The sequence below is a fragment of the Labrys sp. (in: a-proteobacteria) genome (assembly GCF_047605565.1).
Classification (GTDB): Bacteria; Pseudomonadota; Alphaproteobacteria; order Rhizobiales; family Labraceae; genus Labrys; species Labrys neptuniae.
On the sequence record NZ_JASGFM010000002.1, the window covers coordinates 336,181 to 357,866 of the forward strand.

A 21,686-nucleotide genomic window follows, 5' to 3' on the forward strand; every position below is an offset into this window, starting at 1 on the left:
GCCGAAGGAGGCCGCCCATGAAACGCGAAGATCGCAAGGCGGCCGTCGACGCCTATAGGAAGCGCAAGGTCGCGGGCGGCATCTATGCCGTTCGCTGTGCGGAGACGGGGGAATGCTGGGTTGGCCGGGCGCCGGACCTCTCCAAGATCCGCAACCGGCTCTGGTTCACCCTGGGCCAGGGTGTCAGCCTGAATCAGGCCTTGCAGGCCGCCTGGAACCGACACGGAGAACAGGCCTTCACCCTCGAGATCGTCGAAGAACTCGAGGATGAAGAGGTCGCCTTCATACGCGACCGGGCCCTGAAGGAACGGCTCGATCACTGGATCGTGGTGCTGACGGCAAAGCCGATCTGATGCCGTCATTGTCCGGTGATGGAGGCGTCTTCGTCGGTACGCCGTGCTCGAGCGCTTGGCGATGCTGAAGGCAGTCGGTCCGGATCCGGTCGGGCACCCAACCCATTCTTGTAATGGTCATGAACGACGTGGCGCTTCTCATTTGACGCCGGAACAGCGCATGATGCAGATCGCGATTACCGGGGGCCTTTCGCATGTCCGATCTTCCAAGCGACGATCAGCTTCGCATCACGCTTGCGCGAACGCTCGGCCTCGTCTTCGAGGATTGGAGCATGCCCGATCCGACACGCATGGAACTGGATGTCGAGCAGGCGATTCGACAGGCGGTCCGGCGAGCCTGGCCGGACTTGACCGTCACCGCGGTGGTGGCCGGACTTCGGCACGAAGGCGAAGTCGATAGCATCGATCTCCTGATGGCCGACACCCGCAGCGGCATCAAGAGACGATATCTGGTGTTTCCCTGACATGCGTCGCGTTCGGGGCAGGGCGCTTGCAGGCTCCAACAGTGCCGATGCCTGTTGAGGCACCCTTGCATCTGCTATCGAATTCATTCGCAAGTCGCTGCCGATGGCCGCACCTCGTCCCGTAAAGGGGCGAGGACGGGCACCGAAATCGGGATCATTGCGGCAGGGCCAGCTTCACCTCATTGCGTATGCCGGCCTTGATGTCGACGTCCTGGACGACGCTGACATCGCCCTTCCAGGCGCTGATCTTGTATTTGCCGGCAGGCAGGACGTAGTTCGCCGGCAGGGTGTAGAGCCGGGTAATTTCTTTCGCCTCGCCATAGATATCGGTTTCGGGACTGGTGATGCGCACCGAGTCCGCACCCGGCGCGTCGAGGGCGGCAAGGCCTGCATCGAGGGGGAAGGAAGCCGTGACCGTCTCGCCCGCCTTGATCTCCAGGGGGAAGACGCGATCCACCCCGTCGATCTGGACATGAACGCGATAGGTACCGGCAGCAATGTCGAAAACGGGTTCGCCGTCATAGGCATCGGCCAGGAACGACTCACCATCGACCGGCGTGGCGCCGGCGAGGATCTCCACATGGGGATCTTTCGCGACGGGGCCTCCGGAAACGAAGACAATCTTGCCCTTGAGCTTGCCCACGCCGGCGATGACCTCGACGGGGACCGTTTCGGCCGGTGCGACCTCGACGTCACGGGATTGAATGGACGTGCCGAGCTTGAGGGTGACGCTGTATTCGCCCGCCGGCAGGATGACGGACGTCTCGGCATCATAGGCGGTGAACAGGTCGTCGGTGCTGCCCTTGGCCTTGACGGTCCAGGTCGCGTTTTCCAGGGCCGTTTCAGTCGCGGTCCGCTTGGCGCGCAGCCCAAGGCGGCCGGCATTCAACGCCATGTCGACGCGGTTCATCTCGCCGGCCTTGATGGTGATGGGAGCCTTCACGCTGGCCTGTCCCGCCGTGAGCGTCAGAATGTAGTCACCTGGGGCGACCTGCTCGTGGATGTTGGCGTTGTAGCTCGTCATCACCGTTTCAGGCGCCACGCCTTCCGGCGCCGGGCGGGCGAGTTCCCACTGCACATTGTCGGTGAGCGGGTCGTCGCCGGCCGCCAGTCTCGCATAGCCGGTCAGGTTCCAGTCAGGCTTGGGTTCCGCCTTCGGCTCGGCCTTGGGTTGCGGAGCCGGCGCAGGCGGCGGCGGATTGCCTTGCGCCGTGTGAACGGCCTGTTGGATGGCCTTGGTGAGTTCGCCGGCATCCTCTGCCTGCAGGGCGATGCCGCCGGTCGCCTCCGCCATGCAGCGTAGTTCCCGGTTGGCCTCGGGATCCTTGATGTCGAAACCGACAGTGTCGACGACGAGGTCGATATCGGCCTTCTTCAAGGCAGCGGCGACCTCGCAGGGGTCGGCATTGCAGGTCTCGACGCCGTCGGAGACGAGAATGATGGTCGACCGGCCCTCCTGCCCCTTCATCGCTTCGGCGGCGGCTCGCACGGCGTCGGTCATCGGCGTACGGCCCTTGGGCGACAGGCCCCCGACCATGGCCATGAAGGCCTGCTCGTCGACGGGGCCGACCGGTTTGAGCGTCTCGATGTCCTTGCAGTCGCCCTTGCGGCGGTGGCCATAGACCATCAGGCCGAGCTGATCCTCCGAAGGCCAGCCTTTCAGGATGGTGCCGACGGTTTGGCGGGCCGCTTCGATCTTGGTGATGGCGCCTACCTTGCCCCACATCGAACCCGAGGCATCGAGCACCAGCATGACGCGAGCTCCTTCTTCTGCCCTCGCGCTCGCCGCCATCGGCGACAGGGCGCCCGCCAGGCCGAGGAAGCCCAGAAGGAGGAAGCAAAAGCCTTTCTGCATGGAAAACTCCAATGGATCTGCCGATCGGAAGCCCGTCCGGCCATGCTCGCCGGTTGCCGGTTCGAACACAAGCGAAGGTTGCGTGCCCTGGCAGGGCGCAGAATGTGTCGCCGTCGTCCGTTACCTCTGTGCGCTTTCGCATAGGGGGGACGCGAGGTGATGGTGTTCATTCGGCATTGACGGCGCCACCTCCCGCGCACCGCTTGAATGCCCTTCTCCCGCTTTTTGGACAGGCGGCATGCTGATACCGCCCCGCAGCGATGTGCGAAAACGCACAGCGCGAAGGGGCCGTTTCCAATTAACCATTGCTGTATCAGCTGGGCCGGAAATCAGCACGAGCCCACGCAAAATCGTCGGGGACTATCGATGTTGACCTCAAACGCACGCCTGGACTGGAACGACGACATCGACATGTCGGCGCCAGACATCACCGAGCTGCATCGCGCTTATATGCTGTCGATCCGGCAGCACCAGCGTCTACTGGGCGAGCTTTGCGCGACGCTGTCCAGTCTCGGTGTCGCCATCGACAATTCTCCTCTCGACTCGCAGATGCGGGATGCCCTTTCCGCCGGTGTCGGCCGTCATGTCGACCTGGCCCGCGGGATCATCGCTGGAATCGACAGCGCATTGAGCTTCTCGGCGCCGACGCGTCCGTCGACCGCTCATTGACGAATAGTCGCTGCAGCGGCAGCCGGCTGTGCCGAAAGGCACAGGGGTGCAGCGGCCGGGAAACCGGGTTGCCGTGGACGTAACTCTACTCTCCATAGCAGTACCTTGAGCGGGCAGGCCTTGCAGGAGGTTTGTCCGCTCCTTTCAGCTTGGATTTCCCGTAGAGAGCGAACCTTACGCTTGGTTGCTTCAGGAAGCCGGCGCAGCTCTTCCAAGGAAGAGGCACGATGCGTGTCCTCACCTCGCCTGCGTTACAGTAAGGCAGGGGCGGCTTCGTCGGGGTAGAGCACGTTCTTTTTCGATCTCTCTCCTGCCCAAACTGTTTGTTTCTGCGTATCTTTGTCATTTCCTGGGGTTCCGCTAGGTTGCAAAACGCTCCAGGGGCGGGTTTCCGAGTGGGTCACGGGGGCGGCGTATGATATCGGCAACACTTCTTGTTTTTTAATCAAACCGCATTGACACCCACTGGCTGTTTCATTTTTGTACTGCTGATGTGTTGATGTTTCCGGCTCTCGTCTGCCTAGTACCGCCGGACTTAACCGAACAGTAACCATAATGATGTCGGTACTAGCTACGCGCTGACGTATTCGGGGGTACTATGAAACTGGTCCATTTCGCCGTGCTCGCGGCCATGTCGCTGAGTCTGGGCGCCTGCCAATATACCAAGACGGCCGATCCCGTGCTCTCGGAGCGGGACGCTCAGTTCATGGCGATGATTCCCACCGGCGATGTGGACAAGATGTTTGCCCGCTACATGGTCGACAATCCCACCGGCGAGCCGCCGGGCGTGGTGGTGGTCGAGACCAAGCAGCATCTGCTCTATTATACGCTGCCCGACGGCAAGGCGATGCGCTATGGCGTGGCCCTCGGCAGCGAGGCTTTCGGCTGGACGGGCGAGGCCGTCATCGACCACAAGGCGGAATGGCCGACCTGGAATCCGCCGGCCGAGATGATTGCGCGCTGGCCGCATGTCAAGCGCACCGAGGGTGGCTGGACCAATCCTCTCGGCGCCCGCGCGCTCTACCTCTTCCAGGGCGGCAAGGATACGCTCTATCGCATCCATGGCACCAACGAACCCGAGAAGATCGGCCGCAGCGTATCGTCCGGCTGCATCCGCATGCGCAACATCGACGTGATCGATCTTTATAACCGCGTTCCCGCCGGCACGAAGGTGATCGTGCGCTGAGATTTGCGGTTTCGGGCATCCCGGCGCGTCCGGGCTGGCCTGCCCGGCATTCGTTCGACATGAAGCCCCGGATCTTTCCGGGGCTTTTTGTTTGCCCGGCCGGCGCTGCATGGTTGCCGAATGAGGGGCGGTCTTTCTGGCCAGGTTGAGGGAAATCCCTCATCCGAGGCGCGTGGCATGGAGACTATCCTCGGTGGACGGTTCATATCAGCCCGGAGAGACCAACATGACCGACCGCTCGGAAGACAGACGTCCTACCCCCGATCGTGCCGAGGAGAATGCCTTCTTTCCTTCGCCCTATTCACTGAGCCAGTTCACGTCCGCCAAATCCGGCCTGGGGGATGCACACTACCCCGACGCCTATCGCGGAGGGCGCTGGAAAATCCTGATGATCGCGGCGGACGAGCGCTATCTCCTCATGCGCAACGGCACGATGTTCTCGACCGGCAACCACCCCGTCGAGATGCTGCTGCCGATGTACCACATGGACCAGGCCGGTTTCGAAATCGAGATCGCCACCCTGTCGGGAAACCCGGTCAAGCTGGAGCTCTGGGCCTTTCCGAAGGAGGACGATGCAGTCCAGGGCATCTATCGCAAATATCTCGACAGGCTGAAGCAGCCACTGAAGCTGTCCGACGTCATCGAGGGCCGGCTCGGCAATGCCTCGGATTATATCGGCGTCTTCATCCCCGGGGGACATGGCGCCTTGATCGGCCTGCCGCAAAGCCGCGACGTCAAGGCGGTGCTCGAATGGGCCCTGCGCAAGGACAAGCACATCATCTCGCTCTGTCATGGCCCTGCGGCCTTGCTGGCCGCCTCGATCGGCGAAGCCAAGGCAGACTCCCCCTTCAAGGGCTACAAGATTTGCGTGTTCCCCGATTCGATCGACGCGAAGACGCCCGATATCGGCTACATGCCCGGACCCATGCCTTGGTTCATCGGCGAGAAGCTGCGGGAAGCCGGTGTGGAAATCCTGAATGACGACATCACCGGCCGAACGCACCAGGATCGCAAGCTCATTACCGGCGACAGTCCTTTCGCATCGAACAATCTTGGCAAGGCAGCAGCCCGCGCTCTGATCACGGAGGCAGCCGCGCTATAGTCGCCCGGATGACGGCGCATGAAGATACGGATCAAGACATGGATCAGCTCCACGGCACGGTCTTCGCCATCGAGAGAAGCGACGACCTTGCATCGATCCAGCGCCGCGTCCGTGCTGCCGCTTTGCCGTTCGGATTTGATCGTTTCGTGCTGTTTTCTGCAGCCCCGGTGCGCGACGACCTGATCGAGAAGATCTATTGGGCGGAGGGGGATTGGTTTGGCGACGGGACTGTCGTGGATGCGAAGACCTATGTCCGCCGCTGCCCGGTGACGCGCCATATCCTGTCCACGGACGAAGCCTTTTTCTGGACCAAGACGGTTTCGGGCCGCGGCGAGAAATATCGCGTGGTCCGCACGCCTAGGGGGGCAGGGGTGCATGGGCTGCAGATTCCCGTCTTCGGCCCCGCCGGTCTCGAGGGCGCCGTGACCTATGGCGGTGAGCGGATCGACAGCTCTGCGCGGGCTCGCATCGCCCTGACGATCATCGGCGTCACGGCTTTCCGCTCGGCGCGGCGCCTCATCGAAGGTGGTGGCGACGACACGGCCGCCAACCTTACGCCGCGGGAGCGCGAAGTCCTGCGCTGGACGGCAGCGGGCCGGCGACAGGCGGACATTGCTGCGACACTCGGCTTGTCGGAGCGGACGGTTGAAAATCATCTGCGCCGGGCACGCCTGCGCCTGGGAGCAGCGACGACTGCGCAGGCGGTCCGAACGGCGATTCGACAAGGCGAAATCGAGGACTAAGCGAGTCGTTTCGGAAAACGCGCTTTGCTTCCGCATGTCTTACCGGACGTCACCGAGGCTTGCCCCAGGACGCGCGAACCGTCGCCGGATATACCGACCTGCAATATTGCCAAGTCTTACGACTGGGCCATCTGCTGAAGGCGAGTATAGGCCGCCTCCGCGCTCATCTGGCGCTGGTCCTTTTCCTTGCGCGCCGCGCCCACGGCGGCGGCCAGAGCCGGGATGGCGATCTTGCCATAACGATCCTCGAGCTTTTCCCGCTTCTCTTGCGCGGGCTGCTGGAGACGCGATCCCTCGATGTCCATAATCTGGTCCTCAACCAAGATACACGACAAGTACGTGCACGGATTTACGCAGTTACGACAACAACTTATCCCATAATTGACAGCGAAGGCGTGGGAATTATGACGGAACGGCGACATGATTAGCCCAATTGCGACATTGACGTTATTTTGCTGCAGCATGTTGCAAGAACGTCACAAGTAAATGAGCCGCATGGCCATAAAGAAAGCCGCGCTTTGCGGCGCGGCTGCGATGCATTCATAAGTTCAATGTTACCGATATGCCGCGCGCATGTCGTTGCAGCCGCGTCGCATATCGATAAATGCAGGATGCTTCCGCTCAGGCGGCGAGATCGTCGTCTTCGTCGCGCAGGCAGGCCGGCATTTCATGCTTGGGCTTTTCGGGTTTGGCCACGACCCGGGCCACCTGCGCCGCGGCAGCGGCGACGGCCGAAATACCGATGGCGCGATAGAGATGCTGCAACTGCTCGCGCGGGGACCCTTGCTGGGGCGCGAGCCCTTCGCCCGGTCGGGCGGCGGAAAGAGGGGAGGTCGTCATAATTAACTCCATACGCAACGACACGCTCTACTTGCATTCACCCTGGAGGTGCTTTGAAGCGAGGTGAGGGCCGGACTGTGAATATTTGGCGGCGAAGCTATCATGGTTAACGTGAAGGCTCCGTGATACTTCGCACGGCATGGTGGGCAGTATAGACCCCGCCACCTGAATGTTCGATTAACCGGGCCTCCGGCACCGGCAAATTCATGCCCTCGGCAGGGCCCAGGGCTGGACGCTGACGATCGACCAGGCCGTACCGCTCTTGCGGCAGCCCTTGCCCTGGTACCATTGCGCCGGGTTCGATCCCCGGACCAACCCCCCGGTCTGGTCCGACTGCGCCGCCACAAAGCTGCGGCAGGTGAGCTTGTTCTCGACATAGGTCTCGGCCACCGGGGTCACCGAACCATGGGCGCCGGTCGTCATATTCGACCATTGGATCGACGCGCCCGGATTCTGGGGGTCCATGGCAGCCTGCAGCGCAGCTTTGGCTTGCTGCCAGTCGGCATCGGTCATGCTGGCATTGAGGCGGATGTCCTGGGCGGGAATCGAGCCGGTCGTGGTCTGATCTTCGGCCGAACCGAAGATCGGGCCGAGAGGCGTCGAAATGGCGCAGCCTGTCAAAATGACACTGGCGATCAGCGCTGACAGTGGGCCGCGGACGCGGTACGCGTTATAAGCGCCCTTGAAGACGAACAGGCTGAACACAGTGGAGCCACCCCAATGACCATGACGTTAGGTAATCTTGGCACGGGCGAGTTAACGCCGGGTGACTCGGCTGGCTTCCTCGGCGCGTCCGAACCGTTTTTGCTGTTTGCGCAATGGCTCGCGGAGGCGGAGAAATCCGAGCCCAACGACCCCAACGCCATGGCGCTCGCCACGGTAGATCCCGATGGCTTGCCGGACGTTCGCATGGTGTTGCTCAAGGGCCTCGATGACAAGGGATTCGTATTCTTCACCAACACCCAGAGCACCAAGGGCCAGGAACTGGCCGGCACGCCCAAGGCCGCCCTGCTGTTTCACTGGAAGAGCCTGCGCCGGCAGGTGAGGGTGCGCGGGCCGGTGGAGCGTGTCACGGATGCGGAGGCCGACGCCTATTTTGCCACGCGCCCGCGCGGGAGCCGAATCGGCGCCTGGGCCTCGCAGCAGTCGCGGCCGCTCGAGGGGCGTTTCGCCCTCGAAAAGGCGGTGGCGACCTACACGGCCAAATTCGCCATCGGCGAGATCCCACGTCCTCCGCACTGGACCGGTTTTCGCATCCTGCCGGTGCAGATCGAGTTCTGGCACGACAGGCCGTTCCGGCTGCATGACCGCCTGGTTTTCCGGCGTGCCGAAAGCCAGGGCGGCTGGAGCCGCGAACAGCTTTATCCCTGAGGACAGCGGCGCTGCAATTCGGGATGCCATTCGCGGCGATCCGCCGCCCTATTTCATTTGGGCGTCGTGATATCTATGTCTTCTGGCATGGCTCTTGGGAGCCGCCCCCCTTTTCGATCGGTTACATCAATGACAAGCAGTTCCTCCCAGCATCCGCAGCGCGCGATGATCCTCACCGGCGCCTCCCGGGGGATCGGGCATGCCACCGTCAAGCGCTTTTCAGCGGCAGGCTGGCGGGTCATCACCTGCTCCCGCCATGCTTTTCCGGAGGAATGCCCGTGGGAGGCGGGCCCCGAGGATCACATCCAGGTCGACCTGGCCGATCCGGCCAATACCGAGGAAGCGATCCAGGAGATCAAGCGCCGTCTCGACGGCAGCGGCCTGCATGCACTGGTCAACAATGCGGCGATTTCGCCGAAGGGCAAGGGTGGCTCGCGCCTGAGCAGCATCGAGACCGGGCTTTCGGATTGGCAATGGGTATTCCAGGTCAATTTCTTCGCACCGATCATGCTGGCGCGCGGGCTGATCCAGGAGCTCGAGCAGGTCAAGGGCTCGGTGGTGAACGTCACCTCGATAGCGGGCGCGCGCGTTCACCCCTTTGCCGGGGCCGCCTATTCGACCTCCAAGGCTGCCTTGGCCGCCCTGACCCGCGAAATGGCCTCGGACTTCGCGCCGCGGGGCATCCGGGTCAATGCGATCGCGCCCGGTGAGATCGATACCTCGATCCTGTCGCCCGGCACCGAAAAGATCGTCGCGCAGATCCCGATGCGCCGCCTCGGCACGCCGGACGAGGTGGCCAAGACCATCTACTTCCTGTGCACGGACCAGAGTTCCTATGTGAACGGGGCCGAGATCGCCATCAATGGCGGCCAGCACGTCTGACGGCGGTGTTCCGGGGGCGGGAAGGTTGCCCACAATGCTCCCGGCATGACAGGGATGGTCTATTCCTCAACAAATAGGTCTATCGCCCCTTCCCCCCTGCGCAGCCTTCCGTTATTCATGCCGTTCCTTTCGAATAGGCAGTTGCGGAATGACAGCAAGTGGATTGATGGCCGGCAAGCGCGGCCTCATCATGGGTGTGGCGAATAATCGATCGATCGCCTGGGGTATCGCCAAGGCGTGCAGGCAGCATGGCGCCGAGCTCGCCTTCACCTATCAGGGGGACGCCCTCAAGAAGCGCGTTGAGCCCCTGGCTGCCGAACTTGATGCCCTGGTCGTCGGCCATTGCGACGTCACCGACGGCGCCAGCATCGATGCGGTGTTCGCCGAAGTTGCCGCCAAATGGGGCAAGCTCGACTTCATCGTCCATGCGATCGCCTTTTCGGACAAGGATCAGCTCGACGGCCGTTATCTCGAGACGACCGAAGAGAATTTCACCAAGACGATGCTGATCTCCTGCTATTCGCTCACCTCGGTCGCCCAGCGCGCCGAGAAGCTGATGACGGATGGCGGCTCGATCCTGACGCTGACCTATTACGGCGCCGAGAAGTGGATGCCGCACTACAACGTCATGGGTGTGGCCAAGGCCGCGCTCGAGGCGAGCGTGCGCTACCTCGCCGCCGATCTCGGCGAGAAGGCGATTCGCGTGAACGCCATCTCAGCCGGCCCGATCAAGACCCTTGCCGCTTCCGGCATCGGCGATTTCCGCTACATCCTGAAGTGGAACGAATACAACGCGCCGCTGCGCCGCACCGTCACTATCGAGGAAGTGGGCGAAGCGGGGGCCTATCTGCTCTCCGACATGTCGCGCGGCGTTACCGGCGAAGTGCACCATGTCGACGCCGGCTACCACGTGGTCGGCATGAAGAATCCGACCTCGCCCGACATCACGCTTGCCGGCAAGGACTGAGCGGCAAGGGCAGGCTTTGGAGCACCGATCCAGCGATTCTGCGGGAGCGGGCAGCACGAAAACGAGACGGGCGTTCGCCGGTTGGCGTCATGCCCGTCCAAGAAGGATCTGCAAGATATCAAACACTTGCAGAGCGTCTGGGTGTCAACCGTAAGTGGGCGACCTTGAGAAGCTCTGCTTGGGGAGGCAGGACGGCCTCCCGTCAGGTTCATGCGTCCAAAGCAGGAGTAAGCCCGTGGCGCCAACACTTTACTTCATGCGCCACGGCGAGACCGACTGGAACGCTGAAGCGCGCCTGCAAGGCCAGCAGGACATTCCCCTCAACGAAGCCGGACGCAAGCAGGCTGCCGAGGCTGGCCACAGGCTTGCCGAGATTCTGCCTGAGCCGGACGGCTTGCCCTGGCTGGTCAGCCCGCTGGGACGCACGCGCGAGACGGCGGAACTGGCGCGCAAGGCGATCGGCCTGCCGCCGCAGCGCTACACGACCGATGATCGCCTCAAGGAGCTGACCTTCGGCGATTGGGAAGGCCGAACCTGGGCCGAATTGCGGTCGGTGGACCGCAACATGGTGAAGGCGCGTACGGCCGACAAATGGGCCTATGTCCCGCCGCGCGGCGAAAGCTACGCCATGCTGCACGACCGCATCGCGCTCTGGCTCAAGACGGTGACGCAGGATCAGGTGGTTGTCAGCCATGGTGGCGTTGCCCGCGTGCTGATGGTGCTGCTGGCCGGCAAAGCCAGCGCTCAGGCGGCCGAAGAACCGATCTGGCAGGGCAAGCTGCTGGTCTTCCGCAACAAATCGGCCGAATGGGCTTAAGGCATTTTCGCGGCTGACCAGAACCGCCGAAGCAGATAAGCGTTTCGGCGGTTCTGGGCATCAGGCCCGGCGAGGCCTGCCGGCCTCGTCGAGCAGGGTCGCTTGCAGCGGCAGTGGATCGGGTCAGGTAACCGGGCCACCCTTGCGCTTGCAGCTTGCGCGGAACTTTTTACGGGGCGCGCCCTTCAGTCCCTGCTTGTCGGCGGCATCGGAGCAGGCCTTGGAAATGGCCGCCTTTTTGCTGGCATCGACCGTCGGCTTCTTGGCCATCGGGGTCGTCGGCGTGGCACTCGGCGCCATCTGTTCGGTCGGTGCAGCCGTCGCCGGTGGCGTGGCTTCAGGCGTGGTCTGTGCGGATGCTGCGCCGACACCCAAGGAAAGCGCCAGTGCAATTGCCGGAAGCAGGCCAAGATGGCGGACGTTCATGGTATTTCCTCCAGTATATTCGATTTCGGGTAGCGATTTCGATATCCAGCCCGACTCAGGCATGGAACCATGACATGGCCGAATTTTGACCTTCGTTTGAGAATTCAGCGGCGGCATCTGATCGAATCCTATTTCGATCCTGGATTATGCCTTGCTTATTCTGATCAGCTGCCCTGGCAATGAAGGAGTTTGTCGGACACCTTCGACCCTACAGGGACACGGTCGAAATTGAGTTTTGGCGCGAATGCTGTAGAAGGCGGCCATCATCCGTTCCCTGCGAGTTCCCATGTCCTTCAACAGCTTCGGCCATCTCTTCCGCGTTACCACCTATGGCGAGAGTCACGGCGTGGCGCTGGGCTGCGTGATCGATGGCTGTCCGCCGCGCCTGCCGATCAGCGAGGCAATGATCCAGGGCTTCCTCGACCGCCGCAAGCCGGGCCAGAGCCGCTTCACAACCCAGCGTCGCGAACCCGATGCCGTACGCATCCTTTCCGGCGTGATGGCGGACGAAGCGGGTGGGCAATTGCTGACCACGGGGACGCCGATCCATTTGATGATCGAGAATGTCGATCAGCGTTCGAAGGATTACGGGGAGATCAAGGACAAGTATCGCCCCGGCCACGCCGACTATGCCTATGACGTCAAATACGGCATTCGCGACTATCGCGGCGGCGGGCGATCCTCGGCACGCGAGACCGCAGCCCGCGTGGCGGCCGGAGCGGTGGCCCGGCAGGTCCTGCCCGGCGTGACCGTTCGCGGAGCACTCGTGCAGATGGGGCCGCACAAGATTGACCGCAGCCGCTGGGATTGGGAGGCGGTGGACACCAATCCCTTCTTCTGTCCGGATCCGGTCGCGGCTGTCTTCTTCGAGGAGTATCTCGACGGCATACGAAAGGCGGGTTCGTCGATCGGCGCGGTGATTGAGGTGGTGGCCGAAGGGGTGCAGCCCGGCCTCGGCGCTCCGATCTACGGCAAGCTCGATTCGGATCTGGCGGCGGCGATGATGAGCATCAATGCGGTCAAGGGCGTGGAGATCGGGGATGGCTTTGCCGCTGCCGAACTCGGGGGCGAGGCGAACGCCGACGAGATGCGCATGGGCAATGACGGCAGGCCGCTGTTCCTCTCCAACCATGCCGGCGGCATTCTCGGCGGCATCTCCACCGGCCAGCCCGTGGTGGTGCGCTTCGCCGTGAAGCCGACCTCTTCCATCCTGCAGGAGCGACGCACGGTGGATCGTTATGGCCACGACACCGATATCGTTACCAAGGGACGCCATGACCCCTGTGTCGGCATCCGGGCGGTGCCGGTGGGCGAGGCGATGATGGCCTGCGTGCTGGCGGACCATCTTCTGCGCCATCGCGGCCAGGTCGGCACGCCGGTTGCCTGGCCCTTCGAGAAATAACGGCGGGCGGGTTTGAAGACCCGCTCCCCAATTCAGCGCCCGATATCGTAGCCCTTGTCGCGCAGCTTCACGAGGGCCGCCTCGAGTTCGGGATCCATCGTGCCGGGCATGATGATCCTGGGCTGGACGATGAGATCGCCCGGACCGTCCTTGGCCTGCACGCCCTTGCCCTTGAGGCGGAAGGAGCGCAGCCCCGTGGTGCCGGCAGGCAAAGTGAGATCGACCGAGCCGTCCAGCGTCGGCACGCGTACCTTGGCGCCGAGAGCGGCCTCGTAGAGGGTCACGTTGACGTCGACGCGAACATTCCTGCCTTCGGCACGAAACGTCTCGTGCGGTGCCACGGCCACCGTAATCAGCGCATCGCCTGGCTCGCCGCCGAACGGGCTGGGCTCGCCCTGGCCCCTCAGGCGAATGGTCTTGCCTGGAGCGATGCCGGCCGGAATGGAGGCATCCACCATGCGGCCCGGCCCGAGCTCGACCCGTGTCTTGCCGCCCAACGCCCAGACCGTGAAGGGAATCTGGCCGGTGACCTGGATATCCTCGCCGCGGGGCGCCGAGCCGCGCGAACCGCCGCCGCGCTGGGCGCGTCCGCCGAACATCTCGCTGAGGATGTCGTCGAAACCGCCCGCAAAACCGCCGCCACCACTGCCGCCCCGACCACCGCCGAAATTGAACTCGAAGCCACCGGTGTCGCGCCCGAAGCCGCCGGGACCACCCGCAGCCTCGAAGCCCTGGAAGCGGGGCTTGCCCTCGGCGTCGATCTCGCCACGATCGAACTGGGCCCGCTTCTTTTCGTCGCCGACGATTTCATAGGCGCTGTTGACCTCGGCGAACTTCGCCGCGGCCTTGGCATCCTTGTTCTGATCGGGGTGGTACTGCTTGGCGAGTTTCCGGAAGGCCTTCTTGATCTCAGCCAAGCTTGCCGTCTTGGAAACGCCAAGGACGCTATAGGGGTCACGCATGTTTCAAAATCTCTCCCGCCGGCCCCCTGATGGGCAGCCCGCCACCGTGGCACAAGGCCCACGTGCGCCCAAGACATGGGATTTAATACGGGATTCCGCAATATGCTTGCACTGCGAAATCTCCGAAAAGGCGGTGAGTTCCAGCAATGACGGCTCAGGGGTCGTTTTTGACGCTTGATGGACGATCTCTTGTTCCAGCCTCCTGTTTTCGCGCGAATTCGGTATGCCGCGCTTGCCAAATTCCTTATGGAGGGCGGGAAAGGGCTGTAGACTGGGATTCGCCATGCCGATACGCGCCATACTCTTCGACAAGGACGGAACCCTGGTCGACTTCCATCTCACCTGGAGCGCTGCGGCCTATGCCGCCATGCAGCGCCTGAGCGGTGGCGACCCCGAGAAGATGGCTCGGCTGGTCGAGATCAACGATTACGACCTGACGAGCCACCGCATCCTGCCGCATTCGGTGCTGGTGGCCGAATCTTCGGCCGATTATGGGGTCGCCTGGGCTGAAGTGCTCGGGGAGGTCGCCGATACCGCCTTCTTCGAACAGATGGACCGCATCTTCATCGAGGAGGGCCTGAAACATGTCACGCCCATCGGTGATCCGCCCTGGCTCCTGTCCACCCTGAAGAGCCGAGGCTATCTGCTGGGCATCTGCACCAACGATTCCGAGGCGGGTGCCCGTGCGCACTGCGAGAAGCTCGGCCTGATGCCCTGGCTCGACGCCGTGCTCGGCTATGATTCGGGCCATGGCCGCAAGCCGGAGCCGGGTCCGGTGCTCGGCTTTGCCCAGGCGTTCGGGGTGAAGCCTCAGGAAATCGCCCTGGTCGGCGACTCCACCCATGACCTTCATGCCGTCAAGGCGGCCGGCGGCACGGCTATCGCCGTGCTCAGCGGTTTTGCCAAGCGGGAAGAACTCGCGCCGCATGCCGATCACGTCATCGACAGCGTGATGGACCTGCCCGATCTCCTGCAGTCGCTGGCGGGCGCGCCCTGATGCTGCGACGCCCGGCGCCTCCGCCGACCGGCTGGGCCCGTACCGCGCAGAGCTTGGCGGTCTTCGCCTTCGAGGTGGTGCTGATCTCCCTGGTGCTGCTGCGCTTCCATCTCGCCCCGCTCAAGGCCGGTTTTGCCGCCCTGTGCGCGGGACTGCTGGCAGCCTGCGCCGCCTTGCTCTGCGCCGTGGTCGCCTTCCAGGTGATCTGGCGCAAGGGCGAGCGAGGTTTCGGCAGAGCCTTCAGTGCCTTCCTGCTTGCCATCCTGGTGCTCGGGCCCGCAGCGATCGCCACCAGCCTTGCCCTCAGCGTGCCCGGAATCGTCGATGTCAGCACCGATCCCGAGGATCCTCCGCCCCTGGCCCATGCTACCCGCACACGCACGGCGGACGCCAATTCCACCGCCTATGCGGCGGGGCTGGCGGCGTATCAGCGCGAGGCCTTGCCGCAGGTCCAGTCGATTCTCCTCGACGTGCCGCCGGACGATATCCGCAAGATCGCGCTTCGCCTGATGCGGGAGAGGCGCTGGCAGGTCGTGGGTGATCTGCGCTTCGGCGAGATGGCCGCGCGTATCCGCCTGCCGGACAGCATCCGCGAGGATGGCGATCCCGTGGACGCCGACGCGATGGGAGGCCCGACCGCGGGTTCGGCCTCCACGCAGAGGCGCTTTGGCGATCGTATCGAGGCGGTCGCCTCATCCACCATTCTGGGTACTGTCGACGACATTGCGCTGCGCATCCGGAGCGAGGGCGGCAAGACGCGCATCGACATGCGCTCGGCTGCTCGCTACGGCTCCTATGATTTCGGAGCCAACGCCAAGCATGTGCAGAGTTTCATGGCCGAGTTGCGCGATCGGGCGCTGACGCCGGATCAGGCGAGCCAGTAGCGGCCCGCCATGGAAGGGGCCCCCTCGGTGGCGACCTTGCCGCGCTGGACCAGGTCTTCGAGATGGGCGAAGAGGTTGAGGGCCGCCGCTCCCTGCAACCCGGCCGGCAGCCCCGCATAGACCCTGGCGGTCAAGGGCGTGATCGGCGCAGGGCCTTCGCCGAGGGCCTGCAGGATCGAAGCCTCGCGCATGCGGCGATGCTGGATCATCGCTCGCACGAAGCGCTGGGGCTGTTCGACCGGGCCGCCATGGCCAGGGAAATAGCGTGCCTCCGGCCTGCCGAGAAGTTTCTCCAGCGAGGCCATGTAGTCTCCCATCGAGCCGTCGGGTGGGGCGACGATGCTGGTGGACCAGGCCATGACATGGTCGCCCGACAACAGCACCTTGTCCGCTTCCAGCGAAAAGGCGAGATGGTTGGCGCAGTGGCCGGGCGTCGCCAGTGCCGTCAACGGCCAGTCCGGCGGACCGAAACGATCGCCTTCGGCCAGGACAATGTCGGGCTGGAAGGCGAGGTCGCCGGCGGCATCGAGCAGATTGATCTCGCCGTCATGCAGGGGGCGGGCGCTGCGATGCGGGCCGGCGCCGTAGGTGGGCGCGCCGGTGGCCGATACCAGCGCCGACACGCCCGGCGAGTGGTCGCGGTGGGTGTGAGTGACGGCAATCGCCACCACTTCCTCGTCGTGCACGGCTGCCAGCAGGGCAGCGGCGTGACCAGGATCGTCCGGTCCGGGGTCGATGATCGCGACCTTGCCGCGTCCGACGATATAGGAACAGGTACCGGTAAAGGTGAAGGCACCGCCATTGGGAGCCAGGATGCGGCGGACACCCGGCGACAATTCCTCGAGGATGCCCGGCGGCGGCGCCTCGCGGTTGTAAGGTATGTCTTCGCCCATAGGAATTTCCAGTATCGGTAAAATTTGTCCGGTGCGGCAAGGGCCTATCGGTCCGGCCGCCGATATCGCCTCTTGCGTACAAACGTCCTTTGGATGAAACTCATTGCGTACTGGTGTGGAATGGATCTGGTCATCCGGCCAGATCGGGACTGGGAGCGTAAGATGGCGCAGAGCGGCACCGTCAAGTTCTTCAACACCCAAAAAGGCTATGGCTTCATAACGCCTGACGATGGTGGACGCGACATCTTTGTTCACATCACCGCAGTCGAAAGTTCCGGTCTGGGTACATTGTCTGAAGGCCAGAAGATCTCCTTCGATGTCGAGCCCGACAAGAAGGGCAAGGGACCGAAGGCCGTCAATCTGGTGAAAGCCTGATCGGTATTTCCGCGCTTGCGGCTGAAATGCGGTAATGGATGGATGAGCGCTTGCAGGCGCTCATGATTCCAGCAGCTGGATTTCGGCTTCATCATGCAATTGCGCTCCTCGCCTCCTTCGCCCTTCGGTCGGAAGGTCAAGATCGCCGCCCACTATCTCGGCCTGTTCGATCGCATCACCGTGGTCCCGGCGGATACCAATGATCCGCAGGATAGCCTGCGCGAGCAGAACCCGCTCGGCAAGATCCCGGTGTTGATCCTGGATGACGGGACCATCCTCTACGACAGCCGGGTCATTCTCGACTATCTCGACCACCTCGCAGGAGGCGGGCGGATCATGCCGCAGGGCCCGGAACGCTATGAGGTGCTGACCCGTCAGGCCCTGGCGGACGGCATCATGGATGCCTCCCTGCTCCAGGTCTATGAAGCGAGGATACGTCCCGAGGACCAGCGCAGTGCCAAATGGCTCGATATCCAGGCCGGCAAGGTCGCGCGCGGCCTGGCTCAATTCGAGGCACGGGCAGGGGCCTTCGACCCGGCACTGGACGCGGGAAGCATCGCACTGGCCTGCGCGCTCGGCTATCTCGATTTGCGCTTTGCCGGAACCTGGCGGCAGCATCATCCCAAGCTGCAAGCCTGGTTGGCCGCCTTCGAGGCGGAAATCCCGGCTTTCGGCCTGACGCGTCCGCAGTGAGGCGATGGGCCTGAATGGTGGCCCCTATCGCTTCCGCCCGGCAGCCGTGGGCGACCTGCCCTTGCTGGCGGCCTGGCTGCGCGAGCCCGAAGTGGCCTGCTGGTGGCAGGATGCGGACAAGCAGCTGGAATTGCTCAGGGAGGACCTCGCCGATCCGCGCATGGTAATGCGGATCGTCAGCTTCGAAGCGCGACCCTTTGCCTATGTCCAGGACTATGAAGTCCACGCTTGGGAACAGCCGCATCTGGCCGCTTTTCCGGTCGGCACACGCGGCATCGATACGTTCATCGGGGATCCCGCCATGCTCGGTCGTGGCCACGGCCCGGCCTATCTGCGCCTGTTGGCACAGCATTTGCGGGCAGAGGGGGCGCCGATGGTCGTCGTCGATCCCGACCCTGCCAATCGGCGAGCACAGGCGGCCTATGCCAAAGCGGGCTTTCAGGCGCGAGACCTGGTGGCAACCGAGGATGGCCCGGCTAGGTTGATGGTGTTCGTCTGAAAGCCTGATCGGATGCCAAAGCGTTTTGCGATTTGGTGGAATCACCAAGAATCGCAAAGAAGCTCTGGCCAATCCTCAGGATTGGCTTGGGTACAAGGAGTTAGAGCAAATAAGCGTTCACGCTCGAACGCGCCTTGCTCTAGCGCTGTGGCGCCTCTTCACGCTGGCGTGCTTCCCAGGCAGTGCGCAAAACCGCGCTTTCGCCCTCGAAACGCTCCTCCATGACCTCGCAATGGCGAATGCGGTCGGCCCTGAAGCTGCGGAAATCCCGGCGCAGCTCGCACCAGGCTACGACATGCATCACCTCGACATAGTAGACCATGGCGATCGGGCGGACGATCCGCCGGCTTTCCCGTCCCTCGACGTCGGCATAGTGCAGCAGCAATTTGCGTTCGTCGCGAATGGCCAGGCGAATGGCGGCAAGGTCGATGCTGATCGGCTCGGGATGGATCCATTGCGGCACGAAGAGGCTGGTCTTGTCGATCGGCTCGCGGTTGGCAACCGGCAGGACGGTGGCGATCTTGGCGCGGATCGAGCCTGCTGCCGCTTTGAGCGCACGGTCGTCGGTGCGCTCCAGCAGTCCGAGCGCGACCACGAGGGCCTCGACTTCCTCGATCGACAGCATCAGCGGCGGCAGGTCGTAGCCGGAGCGCATGACATAGCCGATGCCGGCTTCGCCATAGATGGGCACCGACAGGGCCTGGAGCGAGGCGATGTCGCGATAGATGGTACGTTTGGCGACTTCGAGCTGCGCCGCGATCGCCTCGGCGGTTACCGGCTTCTTGGCGACGCGCAGCAACTGGATGATCTCGAACAGGCGTGTGGTGCGGCGCATGGGCAACAAGCCATTGATTGCGGTCTGTGCAGAGACTGCTGACAGATTCTTGGCAGCAGGGTTCTGCTTCAATCGGCATCTGTCAATCGGCATCAGCCGTATCGGAGATTGCCATGTCCATCGAAGGGAGCATGCCGGCCGCATTCACCCCGCGCCATCTCGGTGTGGCGCTGGTGACGGCCTCCGCCATCCTGTGGAGTTCGGCCGGCTATTTCACCCGAGCGGTACCCCTCGACATTGCCGCCCTGCTGTTCTGGCGTGGCCTGTTCGGTGCAGCCACCAGCCTCGCCTTCATCCTGGCGCTGGAAGGCCGCAACACCTGGCGCAGCTTCAGGGCGATGGGATGGGTCGGCCTGGGCTTCTGCCTGCTGTCCAGCCTGGGCATGGCCTGTTTCGTGGCATCGCTGCGACTCACCAGCGTCGCCCATGTCTCGATCATCTACGCGACGGTGCCCTTCGTGGCGGCGGGCCTGGCCTGGCTGGTGATGCGCGAACGGGCTTCAGCGGCGGTGCTGGTCGCCAGCCTGTTCGCGGTCGTAGGTGTGGCGCTGACCGTGGCCGGCGGCGGCGGGCAGGGGAGCCTGATCGGCGATGCCCTCGCACTGGCAATGACGGTGCTGGTGGCCGCCTTCGTGGTGATGCGGCGGCGCTTTCCCGATGTGCCACTGGTGCCGGCTGCCTGCCTGTCGGCGCTGGTGCCGGCCCTCATCAGCGCGCCTCTGATGTCGAGCTGGCCGGCGAATGCTGATGAAGTTGTCTTGCTGGTGGCATTCGGCGTGAGCAATATGGGCCTGGCTCTGGTCTGCTTTACCATCGGCGCGAAGTTCATTCCGGCAGCCCAGACGGCGCTGATCGGCGCCTTGGAGACGCCCCTTGCGCCCCTGTGGGTCTGGCTTGCTTTCGGAGAAGCGCCGGGAACGGCGGCCCTGGCCGGCGGCGGTGTGGTTCTCCTTGCCGTGGTGGGCAGCATGATCTGGGAAGGCCGGATATCGACCATCAAGGCCGGCTGACGATCATCGAACGAAAAAGGCCCGGCGTTGTGCCGGGCCTTTTCGGAGCGCTGTCTTCTGAACGGATCAGAAGTGATAGTTCACGCCCAGCTTGATGTCGCTGCCGCCATAGCCGGCCTTGACGATACCGCTGCGGATGTCGAAGTCATCCTTGCCGTAGCTGGTATAGTTGTATTCAGCCCGGACCGACACTTCCGGGGTCACGCGATATTCGGCACCGAAGCCGGCGGTCCAGCCGACCTGCCACTGCGAATCCTTGGCGCCGAAGCGGTTGATCTCGACATCGCCGAAGGCAAGGCCCGCCTTGATATAGGGCAGGAAGTCACCCATGGCGTAGCCGATGCGGGGCGTGATCGAGCCGTTGAAGCCGTAGGTGCCCTTGTGGCCGTCATATTTGTCGGTGATGTCGGCGTAGTTCAGCGAGCCTTCGAGGCCGATCACGATCGGATCGTACTGCATGTTGTAGCCGGCCTGGACACCGCCGGTGAAGCCGCTGGCCTCGTTCAGGCGGACGCCGCGATCGGCATCGAAGTCACCGGAAAAGCCGTAGCCGAGATTGATACCGGCATAGAAGCCCGTCCAGGTCACATTGGAGGCCGGTGCCTGATAGGCCGGAGCGGGCTCCTGATAGGGCGGAATGTCGGCCGCGAAGGCGGACCCGGTGATCAGCGTCAATGCTGTGGCGAGAAGAAGCTTTTTCATCGTGAACTCCTGGAACTCATACACGCGATGACGCCGGTATCCCCAACCCATCGAACAATCATGCGACCGTGTTACGTGAAGACTATTAAGAGAAAGTTGCCTGATGGGTTTATTAAGTAGATTTAACAAGGCGACATTATGGCAATAACTTAAATTATATTTGAAATGATTTGTTAACTATAATGTATGTTCTAAAGATTGCCTTAGGGTAATTCAAAATTTATTATAGTTAATGAGAATTTAATTTCATGAATTCTGGTGTTGTCGGAATGATTTTTCATTCCCATCCGGCGGCATAGGGCGCGGGCGCATTGGCAAAATCGGAATGAACCGTGCCCAAATCATAGTTGAACGCCGTCGCGCGGGCCGACCAGCGATTATTCTGGGCGCCGCCGCAGGCCAGATCATCACCCCGGCCGGAGGTGAGGCCGGGCAGAAGACAGAGGCCTGCCGGGCGTGCAGTGCGCATGGGCGAGCGATTCTTGCCACTCTCTCCCGAGGGATTGGCCGGGATGGAGCCGACGATGTCGACATCGTCATAGCCAGCCGTCGGGCGGGCCGGCTTGGCAGCGGCCTGCGGAGCGACGCCCGCCAGCACCGGCGCCTTGGTTACGGCAATGAAGCGACCGGTCCACACCAGCGACAGGGCGGAGGGCGCCCCAGGCACAGCCTCGCCGGCCTGCGCTGCTCCAATGAGGGGCTGCCAGGCCAGGATCGCGCAAGTGAGGAAAGTGACCTTCAGCATCGTGTCCCAGTGTT

Annotated in this window: 27 protein-coding genes; 17 read left to right on the forward strand and 10 right to left on the reverse strand. The window is 63.2% G+C overall.

All coding sequences use genetic code 11. The features are described from left to right. The first annotated feature begins 17 nt into the window (after positions 1-17). Together QM672_RS03655 and QM672_RS03660 are read left to right on the forward strand one after the other, a co-directional pair. Complete coding sequence (locus tag QM672_RS03655) at positions 18-353, forward strand: GIY-YIG nuclease family protein (protein WP_311942329.1); 336 nt, start codon at positions 18-20, stop codon at positions 351-353. A 194-nt stretch (positions 354-547) separates the two neighbouring features. Further along, positions 548-817 (forward strand): hypothetical protein, encoded by a 270-nt coding sequence (locus tag QM672_RS03660; RefSeq protein ID WP_311942332.1) that lies wholly within the window; start codon positions 548-550, stop codon positions 815-817. A gap of 154 nt (positions 818-971) precedes the next feature. Here the strand turns inward: QM672_RS03660 and QM672_RS03665 are convergent, their stop codons facing one another. After that, a complete protein-coding gene (locus QM672_RS03665; RefSeq protein WP_415080690.1) occupies positions 972-2,672 on the reverse strand; it encodes a vWA domain-containing protein in 1,701 nt (566 codons plus the stop codon). Between the two features lie 366 nt (positions 2,673-3,038). Here QM672_RS03665 and QM672_RS03670 point away from each other — a divergent pair, with 366 nt between their 5' ends. The 4 genes from QM672_RS03670 to QM672_RS03685 all read left to right on the forward strand — a co-directional run bounded on the left by QM672_RS03670 (position 3,039) and on the right by QM672_RS03685 (position 6,372). Next, positions 3,039-3,341: a hypothetical protein gene (locus QM672_RS03670; protein WP_311942338.1), complete on the forward strand. Its 303-nt coding sequence runs from the start codon at positions 3,039-3,041 to the stop codon at positions 3,339-3,341. A 598-nt stretch (positions 3,342-3,939) separates the two neighbouring features. Further along, entirely contained in the window at positions 3,940-4,527 is a 588-nt protein-coding gene (locus QM672_RS03675; RefSeq protein ID WP_311942341.1) for a L,D-transpeptidase, read from the forward strand. A 226-nt stretch (positions 4,528-4,753) separates the two neighbouring features. After that, a complete protein-coding gene (gene hchA / locus QM672_RS03680; RefSeq protein ID WP_415080693.1) occupies positions 4,754-5,629 on the forward strand; it encodes a glyoxalase III HchA in 876 nt (291 codons plus the stop codon). 38 nt (positions 5,630-5,667) lie between these two features. Next, positions 5,668-6,372, forward strand: coding sequence for a PA1136 family autoinducer-binding transcriptional regulator (locus QM672_RS03685; RefSeq protein ID WP_415080695.1), 705 nt, complete (start codon positions 5,668-5,670; stop codon positions 6,370-6,372). A gap of 116 nt (positions 6,373-6,488) precedes the next feature. On the opposite strand, the gene QM672_RS03690 is transcribed toward QM672_RS03685, so the two are convergent. The 3 genes from QM672_RS03690 to QM672_RS03700 form a co-directional block, all read right to left on the reverse strand. After that, the gene (locus QM672_RS03690; protein ID WP_149251642.1) at positions 6,489-6,677 is read right to left on the reverse strand and encodes a hypothetical protein; all 189 of its coding nucleotides are present in this window, start codon (positions 6,675-6,677) and stop codon (positions 6,489-6,491) included. A 316-nt stretch (positions 6,678-6,993) separates the two neighbouring features. Next, a complete protein-coding gene (locus QM672_RS03695) occupies positions 6,994-7,212 on the reverse strand; it encodes a hypothetical protein (RefSeq protein WP_068284582.1) in 219 nt (72 codons plus the stop codon). A gap of 204 nt (positions 7,213-7,416) precedes the next feature. Then, positions 7,417-7,917 (reverse strand): RT0821/Lpp0805 family surface protein, encoded by a 501-nt coding sequence (locus tag QM672_RS03700; RefSeq protein ID WP_311942356.1) that lies wholly within the window; start codon positions 7,915-7,917, stop codon positions 7,417-7,419. A 21-nt stretch (positions 7,918-7,938) separates the two neighbouring features. On the opposite strand from QM672_RS03700, the gene pdxH reads away from it, so the two are divergent. The 4 genes from pdxH (at position 7,939) to QM672_RS03720 (ending at position 11,249) form a co-directional block, all read left to right on the forward strand. Beyond that, entirely contained in the window at positions 7,939-8,583 is a 645-nt protein-coding gene (gene pdxH / locus QM672_RS03705) for a pyridoxamine 5'-phosphate oxidase (protein ID WP_415080738.1), read from the forward strand. A 129-nt stretch (positions 8,584-8,712) separates the two neighbouring features. Next, a complete protein-coding gene (locus QM672_RS03710) occupies positions 8,713-9,465 on the forward strand; it encodes an SDR family NAD(P)-dependent oxidoreductase (protein ID WP_394311955.1) in 753 nt (250 codons plus the stop codon). A gap of 148 nt (positions 9,466-9,613) precedes the next feature. Next, positions 9,614-10,432, forward strand: coding sequence for an enoyl-ACP reductase FabI (gene fabI, locus QM672_RS03715; protein WP_068284574.1), 819 nt, complete (start codon positions 9,614-9,616; stop codon positions 10,430-10,432). A 235-nt stretch (positions 10,433-10,667) separates the two neighbouring features. Further along, on the forward strand, positions 10,668-11,249 hold the full coding sequence (locus tag QM672_RS03720; RefSeq protein WP_311942366.1) for a histidine phosphatase family protein: 582 nt from the start codon (positions 10,668-10,670) through the stop codon (positions 11,247-11,249). Positions 11,250-11,372: 123 nt separating this feature from the next. Here QM672_RS03720 and QM672_RS03725 read toward each other — a convergent pair whose 3' ends face one another. Then, positions 11,373-11,792 carry a hypothetical protein gene (locus QM672_RS03725; RefSeq protein WP_311942369.1) on the reverse strand — a complete coding sequence of 140 codons (420 nt, stop codon included), beginning with the start codon at positions 11,790-11,792 and terminating at the stop codon, positions 11,373-11,375. A 169-nt stretch (positions 11,793-11,961) separates the two neighbouring features. Between QM672_RS03725 and aroC the strand changes: the two genes are divergently transcribed. Then, positions 11,962-13,077 carry a chorismate synthase gene (aroC, locus tag QM672_RS03730; RefSeq protein WP_415080699.1) on the forward strand — a complete coding sequence of 372 codons (1,116 nt, stop codon included), beginning with the start codon at positions 11,962-11,964 and terminating at the stop codon, positions 13,075-13,077. Between the two features lie 32 nt (positions 13,078-13,109). On the opposite strand, the gene QM672_RS03735 is transcribed toward aroC, so the two are convergent. After that, entirely contained in the window at positions 13,110-14,039 is a 930-nt protein-coding gene (locus QM672_RS03735; protein ID WP_415080701.1) for a DnaJ C-terminal domain-containing protein, read from the reverse strand. 283 nt (positions 14,040-14,322) lie between these two features. On the opposite strand from QM672_RS03735, the gene QM672_RS03740 reads away from it, so the two are divergent. Both QM672_RS03740 and QM672_RS03745 read left to right on the forward strand, forming a co-directional pair. Continuing rightward, on the forward strand, positions 14,323-15,036 hold the full coding sequence (locus QM672_RS03740; RefSeq protein ID WP_311942379.1) for an HAD family hydrolase: 714 nt from the start codon (positions 14,323-14,325) through the stop codon (positions 15,034-15,036). Then, positions 15,036-15,920, forward strand: a complete 885-nt coding sequence (locus QM672_RS03745) for a DUF1499 domain-containing protein (RefSeq protein WP_311942382.1) — start codon at positions 15,036-15,038, stop codon at positions 15,918-15,920. Before QM672_RS03740 ends, QM672_RS03745 begins: the two co-directional genes overlap by 1 nt. Here QM672_RS03745 and QM672_RS03750 read toward each other — a convergent pair. Beyond that, the gene (locus QM672_RS03750) at positions 15,905-16,813 is read right to left on the reverse strand and encodes an MBL fold metallo-hydrolase (protein WP_415080704.1); all 909 of its coding nucleotides are present in this window, start codon (positions 16,811-16,813) and stop codon (positions 15,905-15,907) included. The genes QM672_RS03745 and QM672_RS03750 overlap by 16 nt on opposite strands. A gap of 162 nt (positions 16,814-16,975) precedes the next feature. Between QM672_RS03750 and QM672_RS03755 the strand changes: the two genes are divergently transcribed. From QM672_RS03755 to QM672_RS03765, 3 genes are all read left to right on the forward strand, one after another. After that, the gene (locus QM672_RS03755; protein ID WP_068284736.1) at positions 16,976-17,188 is read left to right on the forward strand and encodes a cold-shock protein; all 213 of its coding nucleotides are present in this window, start codon (positions 16,976-16,978) and stop codon (positions 17,186-17,188) included. A 90-nt stretch (positions 17,189-17,278) separates the two neighbouring features. Continuing rightward, the gene (locus tag QM672_RS03760) at positions 17,279-17,881 is read left to right on the forward strand and encodes a glutathione S-transferase family protein (protein ID WP_311942446.1); all 603 of its coding nucleotides are present in this window, start codon (positions 17,279-17,281) and stop codon (positions 17,879-17,881) included. 4 nt (positions 17,882-17,885) lie between these two features. After that, the gene (locus QM672_RS03765) at positions 17,886-18,380 is read left to right on the forward strand and encodes a GNAT family N-acetyltransferase (protein ID WP_415080706.1); all 495 of its coding nucleotides are present in this window, start codon (positions 17,886-17,888) and stop codon (positions 18,378-18,380) included. Positions 18,381-18,519: 139 nt separating this feature from the next. On the opposite strand, the gene QM672_RS03770 is transcribed toward QM672_RS03765, so the two are convergent. Beyond that, the gene (locus QM672_RS03770) at positions 18,520-19,215 is read right to left on the reverse strand and encodes a YafY family protein (RefSeq protein WP_311942392.1); all 696 of its coding nucleotides are present in this window, start codon (positions 19,213-19,215) and stop codon (positions 18,520-18,522) included. Positions 19,216-19,328: 113 nt separating this feature from the next. On the opposite strand from QM672_RS03770, the gene QM672_RS03775 reads away from it, so the two are divergent. Further along, positions 19,329-20,225 carry a DMT family transporter gene (locus QM672_RS03775; RefSeq protein WP_311942395.1) on the forward strand — a complete coding sequence of 299 codons (897 nt, stop codon included), beginning with the start codon at positions 19,329-19,331 and terminating at the stop codon, positions 20,223-20,225. A 66-nt stretch (positions 20,226-20,291) separates the two neighbouring features. On the opposite strand, the gene QM672_RS03780 is transcribed toward QM672_RS03775, so the two are convergent. Together QM672_RS03780 and QM672_RS03785 are read right to left on the reverse strand one after the other, a co-directional pair. Next, complete coding sequence (locus QM672_RS03780; protein ID WP_311942398.1) at positions 20,292-20,927, reverse strand: porin family protein; 636 nt, start codon at positions 20,925-20,927, stop codon at positions 20,292-20,294. Positions 20,928-21,204: 277 nt separating this feature from the next. Continuing rightward, a complete protein-coding gene (locus QM672_RS03785) occupies positions 21,205-21,672 on the reverse strand; it encodes a hypothetical protein (protein WP_311942401.1) in 468 nt (155 codons plus the stop codon). Positions 21,673-21,686 lie beyond the last annotated feature (14 nt).

Bases quoted from the DNA above. Each gene is read 5' to 3' on its own strand.
- QM672_RS03655 (WP_311942329.1), top strand. From the start codon at position 18: ATGAAACGCGAAGATCGCAAGGCGGCCGTCGACGCCTATAGGAAGCGC.
- QM672_RS03660 (WP_311942332.1), top strand. From the start codon at position 548: ATGTCCGATCTTCCAAGCGACGATCAGCTTCGCATCACGCTTGCGCGA.
- QM672_RS03665 (WP_415080690.1), bottom strand. From the start codon at position 2,672: ATGCAGAAAGGCTTTTGCTTCCTCCTTCTGGGCTTCCTCGGCCTGGCG.
- QM672_RS03670 (WP_311942338.1), top strand. From the start codon at position 3,039: ATGTTGACCTCAAACGCACGCCTGGACTGGAACGACGACATCGACATG.
- QM672_RS03675 (WP_311942341.1), top strand. From the start codon at position 3,940: ATGAAACTGGTCCATTTCGCCGTGCTCGCGGCCATGTCGCTGAGTCTG.
- hchA (WP_415080693.1), top strand. From the start codon at position 4,754: ATGACCGACCGCTCGGAAGACAGACGTCCTACCCCCGATCGTGCCGAG.
- QM672_RS03685 (WP_415080695.1), top strand. From the start codon at position 5,668: ATGGATCAGCTCCACGGCACGGTCTTCGCCATCGAGAGAAGCGACGAC.
- QM672_RS03690 (WP_149251642.1), bottom strand. From the start codon at position 6,677: ATGGACATCGAGGGATCGCGTCTCCAGCAGCCCGCGCAAGAGAAGCGG.
- QM672_RS03695 (WP_068284582.1), bottom strand. From the start codon at position 7,212: ATGACGACCTCCCCTCTTTCCGCCGCCCGACCGGGCGAAGGGCTCGCG.
- pdxH (WP_415080738.1), top strand. From the start codon at position 7,939: ATGACGTTAGGTAATCTTGGCACGGGCGAGTTAACGCCGGGTGACTCG.
- QM672_RS03710 (WP_394311955.1), top strand. From the start codon at position 8,713: ATGACAAGCAGTTCCTCCCAGCATCCGCAGCGCGCGATGATCCTCACC.
- fabI (WP_068284574.1), top strand. From the start codon at position 9,614: ATGACAGCAAGTGGATTGATGGCCGGCAAGCGCGGCCTCATCATGGGT.
- QM672_RS03725 (WP_311942369.1), bottom strand. From the start codon at position 11,792: ATGCCGCCGCTGAATTCTCAAACGAAGGTCAAAATTCGGCCATGTCAT.
- aroC (WP_415080699.1), top strand. From the start codon at position 11,962: ATGTCCTTCAACAGCTTCGGCCATCTCTTCCGCGTTACCACCTATGGC.
- QM672_RS03735 (WP_415080701.1), bottom strand. From the start codon at position 14,039: ATGCGTGACCCCTATAGCGTCCTTGGCGTTTCCAAGACGGCAAGCTTG.
- QM672_RS03740 (WP_311942379.1), top strand. From the start codon at position 14,323: ATGCCGATACGCGCCATACTCTTCGACAAGGACGGAACCCTGGTCGAC.
- QM672_RS03745 (WP_311942382.1), top strand. From the start codon at position 15,036: ATGCTGCGACGCCCGGCGCCTCCGCCGACCGGCTGGGCCCGTACCGCG.
- QM672_RS03750 (WP_415080704.1), bottom strand. From the start codon at position 16,813: ATGGGCGAAGACATACCTTACAACCGCGAGGCGCCGCCGCCGGGCATC.
- QM672_RS03755 (WP_068284736.1), top strand. From the start codon at position 16,976: ATGGCGCAGAGCGGCACCGTCAAGTTCTTCAACACCCAAAAAGGCTAT.
- QM672_RS03765 (WP_415080706.1), top strand. From the start codon at position 17,886: ATGGGCCTGAATGGTGGCCCCTATCGCTTCCGCCCGGCAGCCGTGGGC.
- QM672_RS03770 (WP_311942392.1), bottom strand. From the start codon at position 19,215: ATGCGCCGCACCACACGCCTGTTCGAGATCATCCAGTTGCTGCGCGTC.
- QM672_RS03775 (WP_311942395.1), top strand. From the start codon at position 19,329: ATGTCCATCGAAGGGAGCATGCCGGCCGCATTCACCCCGCGCCATCTC.
- QM672_RS03780 (WP_311942398.1), bottom strand. From the start codon at position 20,927: ATGAAAAAGCTTCTTCTCGCCACAGCATTGACGCTGATCACCGGGTCC.
- QM672_RS03785 (WP_311942401.1), bottom strand. From the start codon at position 21,672: ATGCTGAAGGTCACTTTCCTCACTTGCGCGATCCTGGCCTGGCAGCCC.